Origin of the sequence: Pseudomonas sp. (genome assembly GCF_030147005.1) — a bacterium.
Classification (GTDB): Bacteria; Pseudomonadota; Gammaproteobacteria; order Pseudomonadales; family Pseudomonadaceae; genus Aquipseudomonas.
In genome coordinates, this window is the sequence record NZ_JASLAW010000081.1 from 1 (window position 1) to 7,841 (window position 7,841).

The 7,841-nt window shown below is 57.6% G+C and carries 7 protein-coding genes; all 7 read right to left on the reverse strand.

Features of this window, described 5'->3' with window-relative positions; all coding sequences use genetic code 11:
* Positions 1-2,223 (reverse strand): T6SS effector BTH_I2691 family protein (locus tag Q1V60_RS07685; protein WP_300628927.1); only part of this gene is annotated, 2,223 nt, incomplete at its 3' end.
* Positions 2,220-3,104 (reverse strand): DUF4123 domain-containing protein, encoded by an 885-nt coding sequence (locus tag Q1V60_RS07690; RefSeq protein WP_300628928.1) that lies wholly within the window; start codon positions 3,102-3,104, stop codon positions 2,220-2,222. The genes Q1V60_RS07690 and Q1V60_RS07685, both read right to left, overlap by 4 nt.
* Positions 3,101-5,224: a type VI secretion system tip protein TssI/VgrG gene (gene tssI / locus Q1V60_RS07695; protein ID WP_300628930.1), complete on the reverse strand. Its 2,124-nt coding sequence runs from the start codon at positions 5,222-5,224 to the stop codon at positions 3,101-3,103. The genes Q1V60_RS07690 and tssI overlap by 4 nt, the downstream gene beginning before the upstream one ends.
* 27 nt (positions 5,225-5,251) lie before the next feature.
* Positions 5,252-5,509: a PAAR domain-containing protein gene (locus Q1V60_RS07700; protein ID WP_300628932.1), complete on the reverse strand. Its 258-nt coding sequence runs from the start codon at positions 5,507-5,509 to the stop codon at positions 5,252-5,254.
* 80 nt (positions 5,510-5,589) lie between these two features.
* Complete coding sequence (locus Q1V60_RS07705; RefSeq protein WP_300628933.1) at positions 5,590-6,111, reverse strand: Hcp family type VI secretion system effector; 522 nt, start codon at positions 6,109-6,111, stop codon at positions 5,590-5,592.
* 106 nt (positions 6,112-6,217) lie between these two features.
* The gene (icmH, locus tag Q1V60_RS07710) at positions 6,218-7,024 is read right to left on the reverse strand and encodes a type IVB secretion system protein IcmH/DotU (protein ID WP_300628934.1); all 807 of its coding nucleotides are present in this window, start codon (positions 7,022-7,024) and stop codon (positions 6,218-6,220) included.
* On the reverse strand, positions 7,017-7,841 hold an 825-nt coding region (gene tssK, locus Q1V60_RS07715), incomplete at its 5' end, for a type VI secretion system baseplate subunit TssK (RefSeq protein WP_300628937.1). The genes icmH and tssK, both read right to left, overlap by 8 nt.

Genomic DNA, 7,841 nt, shown 5'->3' on the forward strand with positions numbered 1-7,841 from the left:
TATCCCGATGGCTCCAGAAAAAAATGCAGCACTGACTTGGGCTGAGGCACGTACTAAGTAAACCGTGGCTAACGAATAGTTGCTCCGCCCCAAGGCTTTTTTTGCATCGGCCAAGTCAAAGTACATACCCGCGAGCGCCGCTCCTCCAGCCAACACTCCCGCCATCAACTTTAACTTACTGCCGATCAGCCGCCCGGCCTGACTAACTGCGGGATTAGCACTACGTTCAGCAAGTTCTACCGCAACCCCTCCCAGTTCCAGCCCCGCTGCCGACACAGCGAGCATCGCCGCGATCAGCTCAAGGTATTCCCGAGATCCCTTGTCGGTTTTTTCCGCCTTCAGCTTCAGGTTCCACACCTCTAGCAAGGCTAGGGTGGTTCCCAGACGAATTTCCAATATGGGGCTTGTGGATCCTGCGGTAAGTGAGTCGCTAAAGGCCTTACTGGCGGCCAGGCCTATTTTCGCTTTTACTCCTTGGCTGAGTGGTGTGCCTCTGCTTTCGAAATGCAGTTGTTCTCCCAGTTTTCCTAACCGTGCCTTGAATACCAGAGCCAAAGCGGAGTTGGTCGGACGGTCCAACGTTGAAGCCATACCGCTCTGCAGCATTCGTGTACCGAAAGTGTTGATCATTAGTACTGCTCCGCTGACCCTGATGGGCGTGGCAGACGTATTGCGATTGGCTTCGCTGACGAGCGCGTTGGATTTGTCGAAAATATCGGCCAGGGGTTTGATCAGACTTTGCAATTGGCTGCCATCAATATTCGGTATTTGCGAGCGCTGGGCGAGCACGAGGTTGATTTGCCTGATGGCTGCAGTTTGATTTTGAGCAAGCCCGCGCCAAAGCCAGTTCTCTGGAGTAACGCTATCGGCATTGCTCCAAGTTTCGAGCAGCGAATCGCCCTTTTCGGTGCAATTCATGCCCGCAACCGACGCGCCTATTTGTGCTTCAAAGAGCAAGCCATTGCTATAGTCTCGTCGATCGTAGTAGGAATATGCCTCTTGCAGGGCTGAGCTCTTGAGCCAGTGCAGATGATCTTCCGCACGCCTGTCCTTGATCTCGTCTGCCAGTTTTACGGCGACTTGAAACTCTGCCATGAAGGCTTGCAGCCGAACTTCATCAACCGAAGACGCATAATCCTTTTCCCAGCTGTCTCTTCGGGCTTTCTGAATATCTTGCTGCTCCTGGCGCCGTTGCTCAGCCGGGTTACGAAAGCTGCGATAACTGCCGCTCGACGCAGTGACCATATGAAAGTTGCTGGTGGCATACTCTCGATCGGTATACCTCACGCCGAGGGAGTTAGCGTGATTGACGTAGCGTTGCTCGGCTTGTTCGGCCAGGGTGACCTTGAGGTTTTCAATAGCAAAGCCGATCGTGTGTTTGCGTTTGTTATCGATGCCTTCGTCATCGGTATTGCGCATGAACATTTCAAGGGACTCAACGCTTTGGTTGCGCCAGGCATTGAGCTCCTGAGTAATCCCGATAGGATCGTCGAGTATTACGGCAAAACCCTTTGCTTGGGTCGCTGTGGCGTGAAGGCGCCTTGCCACACCCTCTAGGGGGGCGAAGTCGGTCGGCGGCGCAATAAATAGCTGGCTGGAAAGGTTGGCAGTCAATGGCGCTGATGTCTTCGCGACAATGTCTGCAACGCTATTTTCGAGGGCAGCAGGCTCGATGATGTGCTCGACGTTGCTGCAACTTTGGATCATTTGTCGGATGTCAACTTTGCGAAGGGTGTCCCGCAGACGCTTTTGCGTACGGATTTCAGCGAGCATGTGGGGGGTCAACGGGTCGGGTGTGAACAGCAGTCGGGCTTCATTGATGTCTTCTGGATCGTTGATCCGAACAACGTGATCACCAAAGTTTGGGACACCTCCAAAAGGCAAGTTGTCCGGGCTGGAGGGCCACAATTCTTTGCACAGGCCACTGTTGAACGTTTGATAGGCGCCCTCGCACACCCAGCCAGCGGCACGCTCAATAAATACATAGAGGTATCCATCGCGTAGAGCTCGCACGGTGTAGCACGAGTTTTTCAGCGCTATACCGGGCCCGCCTATAGGTTGTGGTGCAAGCAGTTGACCTGATGCTGTCTGGCTGTTTCCGATGACGGCATAGCGCAACGCAAGTATGGACACGCTCCGCTTGCAACTGACGCAGGGACTATTGCCTTCAGTGCTTTGAGTTAGCTGGGCAATGAGGGCGAAAGGGTCGTTCGCATCTTTCATGGTTGTTGTTCTCCATAGCGGTACAGTCGGCTCAGGCGTCCTTCGCCATTCACGCTTTGTTGAAGCGCCAAATGCCAGCTCGCATTGCCCTGCAATTGGTCCGGGGTGTTTTGAAGATTGAGGATGACGAAGTCGATGAGGTTGTGATGTTCAATTAACCCAAGGCTCTTTCCCCTGGCCAGCAGCGATTCGATGAGCGCTAGACGAACGCCATGGCACGGGCTAGTGAATAAAGATGGAAATGTTTTGCTAAGTATTTGCAGGAGCCGATGAGGCAGAGAGTCGCTTTCCAACGAGCGCCACAGTTCAGTACTTAGCAACAATCGGGGTGCAGCAACTATCGGTATTGATTGTGCTCGCCCGCGAATGCGGTGCCACTGTTCGTGATGCGATGTCGCTCCTCGAAACCACCAGGACACGATGGGGGCAAGCAGCCAGTCTCGCCACTGCTCAGGAGCGTGGTGCAACAGCGTCGGGGTGATATGGCTGTCATAGTAGCGCAGCAAATACCGCTCACCGTTTTCAGTGTCGGCAAATGTGGCCTGACTCAGATGTTGTGCTAAAGCTTCGGGACTCACAGTGCTGGTAATCCATGCAACGATTTCATTGCTGTCGTAGGGCGAAAGCTTGTCGAACAAGGCGCTGTGGCCCATCCGTGTCGCTTCATTTGAGCTCACTAGATGGGCGCCCAATGGCCTGAGCTTTTCAAAGCCGCGGGCAAGAAGTAACGGGTGTAAATGCATGTCCAGGTTGGTTAGTTTTCGCTGGGTATCCTCGGGCATTGTCGCCATATCAATCAATGCGACAATGTAACGGGCACCGGATGTGTCATTCCCGTACAGGTCGTTATTCAAAGAGTTTAGAAGTTCGAAAGGGATCATGTGTCCACCTTCACCAGTGCTTTACGCTCACGAGCAGCTTTGAGCCAGCAACCAATACAGATCGGTTCGCCAGCCGAGGGTTTGCCATTCAATGCGAGTGAATTTCCTGCGCCTGTTGCAGTTTGTTGCACCTGCCCCATCAAGAAAATGGCAATCCCGCTGAGGGTGATTCCATTGGCGTCTAAGGTAATGCTGCCGCCGGGACCTTGTAGAACGAGGCTTTCGCTGGTTTGCAACTGGTAAGTCGTAGTTTTGGTGGTTATACCTTGGGCGGCAGTGATTTGCTGGAAACCCTGTATGACTTGCGTGGCATTACCACCAATATCTACGTGGTGATTCACCGCAATCGTATCGTGGCGATCATTACCTATGGTTTCGACCCGATCTTTGCCAATGGTGACCTGATGGTCTCGTCCGAAGCTCTGTATTCGATCTCGACCTACATTGTGGTATTGATCCTGTCCGATGCTTATCCGTTCGTCATTGCCCACCTGTCGACTGCGGTCGTGACCTATCTCTATCTGCTCGTCATGCTCGACCTTCTCACTGCGATCGTTGCCCACATAGATTGTGTTGTTGTGCTTGATATGGACGTTCTTGTCTTTCTCGGCATGGATAAACACTTCCTGTTGCCCCAGCTCATCCTCAAAACGCAGCTCGTTGAAACCTTCGCCCTTATGGGTCCGGCTCTTGATGGTCATCCGCGTTTTGTGCTTGGGCAGCTCATACGGCGGCAGGTTAGTTTCGCGGTAGGTGCGGCCTGTTGCGATAGGCTGGTCAGGATCACCGCTTAGGTAGCTGATCACCAGCTCCTGACCCACCCGCGGCACGGCTATGGCACCCCAAGTCGCACCGGCCCAACCCTGAGCCACACGAATCCAGCATGAGCTCTGATCGTTGTTTTTATCAGTGCGGTCCCACGGGAATTGCACCTTGACCCGCCCCCATTTATCGCAATAGATCTCTTCCCCCGGAGGCCCGACCACCGTGGCGATCTGTGGGCCGTCAATGCACGGTTTGTCACACAGCGGCGCCTTCCAGTCGGAGGTCCAGCGGATGGCTGTGGCCTTCAGTTCATAGGATGTGCCGCTGTCACTGCCAAAGGCTTCTTCCTGCAGGCTGGTGTGTTGTTTGCCATCGTGGGTGATGGCGATGGTGCGCCAGCGATCATTGAAGTCCTCGCGCGGGTGGTCGCTGAGATCGAACGCCAGCCCCGGCTGCAGGCGGGCGTCATCACCTTCCAGGTGGGCCAGCTTGGCGTCATTGCGCAGGGCGGCGAGGCGGGTCTTGGTGAAAGGCTTGCCGGCGATGTCGCGCTTGTAGCGGCCGGGATAGTCGTAGCGCTCGTAGTCCTTGTGCTGGTTGTTCAGGTCCTGGTCGCCGGTGGCGGTGTGCTGCTGGTTGTAGCGCGGGTGGGTGAAGGTGTAGTCGCGCTGCACCTGGCGCGCAGTACGCACTTGTTCGGTGTAGTGGAAGCGGGTCAGTGCCGGTTCCGTAGCATCGCCGCCACCCATGGCCTGGTAGATCACCGGGCAGTCGGTATGGGTGCCGATGGTGCCCAGCCCGCCGACGCGGTCGGTGAGGACGAGGGTGTGGCCGTCGGCGCGGTGTTCGAAGGTGTAGAGCAGGCCTTCTTCGGCGGCGAGGCGGGCGATGAAGTCGAGGTCGGTTTCGCCGGCCTGCACGCAGTATTCGCGGGGTTGGTGCTCGAAGCAGATTTCACTGCGGATGTCAGTCAGCTTTTGCTCGGCCAGCATGCTGGTGATGATGTCGGGCACGGTCTGGGCCTGGAAGATGCGCCAGTTGGAGCGCAGGTTGAAACGCGCCAGGGTCGGCTCGACTACGGCGGTGTAGCGGGTGCGGCGAAAGCCGGTGTCGCTCTGGCTGAACAGGCTGACCAGGCCATGAACGTAACGTACCGGCGTTTCTCCACGCCAGAGGGTGAATAGCCCCGCCAGATCGAGCACCCGATTGAAGTCGACAGCGGCGTTGTGGCTGGCCAGCTCCAGTTCCAGTTTGAAGGGCTGGGACAGGCCTTCATCAAGGGTGAACGAGACCACCTCGAATGGATCGCCCTTCAAGGGTTCAAAGGTAAAACGCAGGTCGCTTTGGCGGGGCATGGGGCCTCCATTTCAAGTATGTGAGTGTCAGTCGATCAACCAACTGCTATCACCGTTTTCGAGTTCGCCATCGTGGTCGGTGGTATCGCCGACACGGGCCACGGCTTTTCCGTTGATGATCATCGAGGGGGAGCCGCTGGTGATGACGGCGCCACATCCAAGGGTGTCGCCAACTCGGACGACGGCGCGACCATTGACGGTTACGTTGCGAGTACCAGTGTCGACCGTGGTGGGGCCACACAAAGGACAGTCATGGTCGTGACCGACCAGAACAACGGCAGGCATAGGGCCTCCTTATAAACATTGACTCAGGAAAATTCCGCCGCTGCATGACACACAGTGGCGGAACGATGGATATGACGCGCTCAGCCCGCTGCAGCCGGTTTACGCCAGTCGTCCGAGGCTTCGGTGCCGGCCACCACATGACTCCAGCTGACCTTGCGGTAAGACAGGCTGGTCTTGATCAGTTGGGTGTAGTTTTCGTTGTCGGCGTCTTGGGCGTGCGGCAGCACGGTGTGGATTTCGACGACGGTGGCATCCTCAAGCTTGGTGGTGAAGAAGTGCTCCTGCTTGCCGTCTCCCGAAGTGCGGAACCACTTCACTTCAACGGTCGGCAGCATTTCGCCGGTGGCCAGGGCCTGGTAGAGCAGGGGCGATGCTTTGCTCAAGGCGCTGGTGAAGATCAGCGGTTTATGCACGCGCTGGCCCGAAGGCTGGCCGCTTTGCGGGTCGGTGGGCGCCGCGATCTGGTGGTCGATTTCCTGGGCGAGGATTTCGTCTTCGTGGCCTTCCACATAAACGTTGCCCACCGAATCGGCGGTGAAGGCGCCTTTGGTGATATGGCCCTGGTTTTTGCCGTGGATGCTGATGTACGCAGGTGTTGGCATGACAAGCTCCTTGTCGCGATCAAGTGAACGGCCCCTGAGGGCCGCAGGTTATGGCCGTTACGGCCATGGCTTTGCAGGCGCTCGGGATGAGCGCGCTGAAAATCGGTTACAGGTGAAGCACCCGCTCCAGCGACACCAGCACCTGCTGGGTGATGGTGTTCAGGCGGATTGAGTAGATCGTGTAGGCAACCGTCAGCACGACGGCGGCCATGGCCCAAGGCGTCCACAACGGCCAGGCGCGTTTGATCCGGTAGTTGCGCGGGGCGACGTTTTTCAGCGGGTCGGTCAGGCGCTTGGGCGTCTCGCCGCGCAGGGGGCGCAACAGGCCGTGCAGTTGGTCGATGATCTTCTGTATTTCGTCATCGCCCTTGATATGGGCGCCGTATTTGCCCTTGAGGCCGGAGATCAGGCACTGGTACATGAACTCCAATACATGCTGGTACCGGGCGGCTTCGGGGATCATGTTGTTCATGACGGTGAAGAATTTTTCGCCGCCTTGGGTTTCCCCGTGGAACTGGCTGAGCAACGAGCGTGCGCTCCAGCTGGAGAGCCGGCCCCAGGTGGTGCGCATGACCACCTCGTCAATCAACAGGCACAGGCTGTAGGAGTAGGCCTTGAGCATGCCGGCGTCGTAGTCGAGCTGGCTGACTTCTTCCATGATCGTGGTGATCTGGTTGCTGACGCTTTGGTACAGCGCGGGCACGTCGTCGTGGTGGTCCAGACGGCGAAGGCGGATGACCAGGCCGATCAGTGGCGTGGCGGCATCGCACAATGGGTTCCAGGCCACGCCGCGCAAGTCGTATTCAGGGTCAGCCAATTGTGTTTGGCTGTTAACAGTGATCGTTTCGCCGGCAAAGTCGATGGCGCCGGAGACTTCCTCGTGGTGCCATGAATCTGGTGTGGTCTTAGTCATCTCTCTCACTCCTGATCGCCCAGAACTGCAACTCCAGTTCCGGGAACTCACCGGCAATATGGAAACCGAACCCGCTGCCGCTGCTCAGGCTTTGCCAGGCCGGGTGATGGCGGTCGAGTTCGAAGTAGCTGAAGCCGGCATGGAACGGCAGGTGTCGCGGCGCCACCGGCAGCGGCCGCAATGGGATGCCCGGCAGTTGCAGGCTGACCAGTTGCTCCAGGCCTTCGGTGGAGGTGATCTTGATCTGCTTGGGCAGTTGCTGACGCAGGGTCTCGGCGGGCAGTTCGGCGCGCACGGCGAGGATGAATTCGGCGTTGTCCAGCAGGCGTTTGTCGTTCAATGCGGCGCTGCGCACGCCGTACTGCTGCTCGACAATCGGCAGCGACACCGCGCGTGGTTGCAGCACGGTGCCCAGGGCACGGCGTAGGGTGTGCTCCAGCATCTGGAACGACTCGCGCAGGTTGTCGTGCTGGTAGGCCGGGTATTCCTGGGGTAGGTGGCCTTCATCGGTAAAGGTCACCAGTTCGCCGCAGGCTTGCGCCAGTGCAATGTACAGCCGCTCGGGGTGGACCTGACGCTGGCGGGCCAGGTGCTGGAACAGCGGGAACAAGCGGTTGAGGGTTTGCAGCAGGTTGAAGTCAGTGACATCAGCCACACCCGACTGCCCCGGTGAACCGATGCGCTGGGCCAGGTTTTTGGCGCGTTCACGCATCAGGCCGGCCACTTCACCCAGGTAGCGATGCAACGCCGGCACCGCTTGCAGGGACAAGCTGGTGGGGTAGAAATGCTCGTCCATCACCAGGCTGCCGTCCGGGCG

Coding starts and splice junctions, on each gene's coding strand:
- Q1V60_RS07700 (WP_300628932.1), bottom strand. CDS start 5,509: ATGCCTGCCGTTGTTCTGGTCGGTCACGACCATGACTGTCCTTTGTGT.
- icmH (WP_300628934.1), bottom strand. CDS start 7,024: ATGACTAAGACCACACCAGATTCATGGCACCACGAGGAAGTCTCCGGC.
- Q1V60_RS07690 (WP_300628928.1), bottom strand. CDS start 3,104: ATGATCCCTTTCGAACTTCTAAACTCTTTGAATAACGACCTGTACGGG.
- Q1V60_RS07705 (WP_300628933.1), bottom strand. CDS start 6,111: ATGCCAACACCTGCGTACATCAGCATCCACGGCAAAAACCAGGGCCAT.
- tssI (WP_300628930.1), bottom strand. CDS start 5,224: ATGCCCCGCCAAAGCGACCTGCGTTTTACCTTTGAACCCTTGAAGGGC.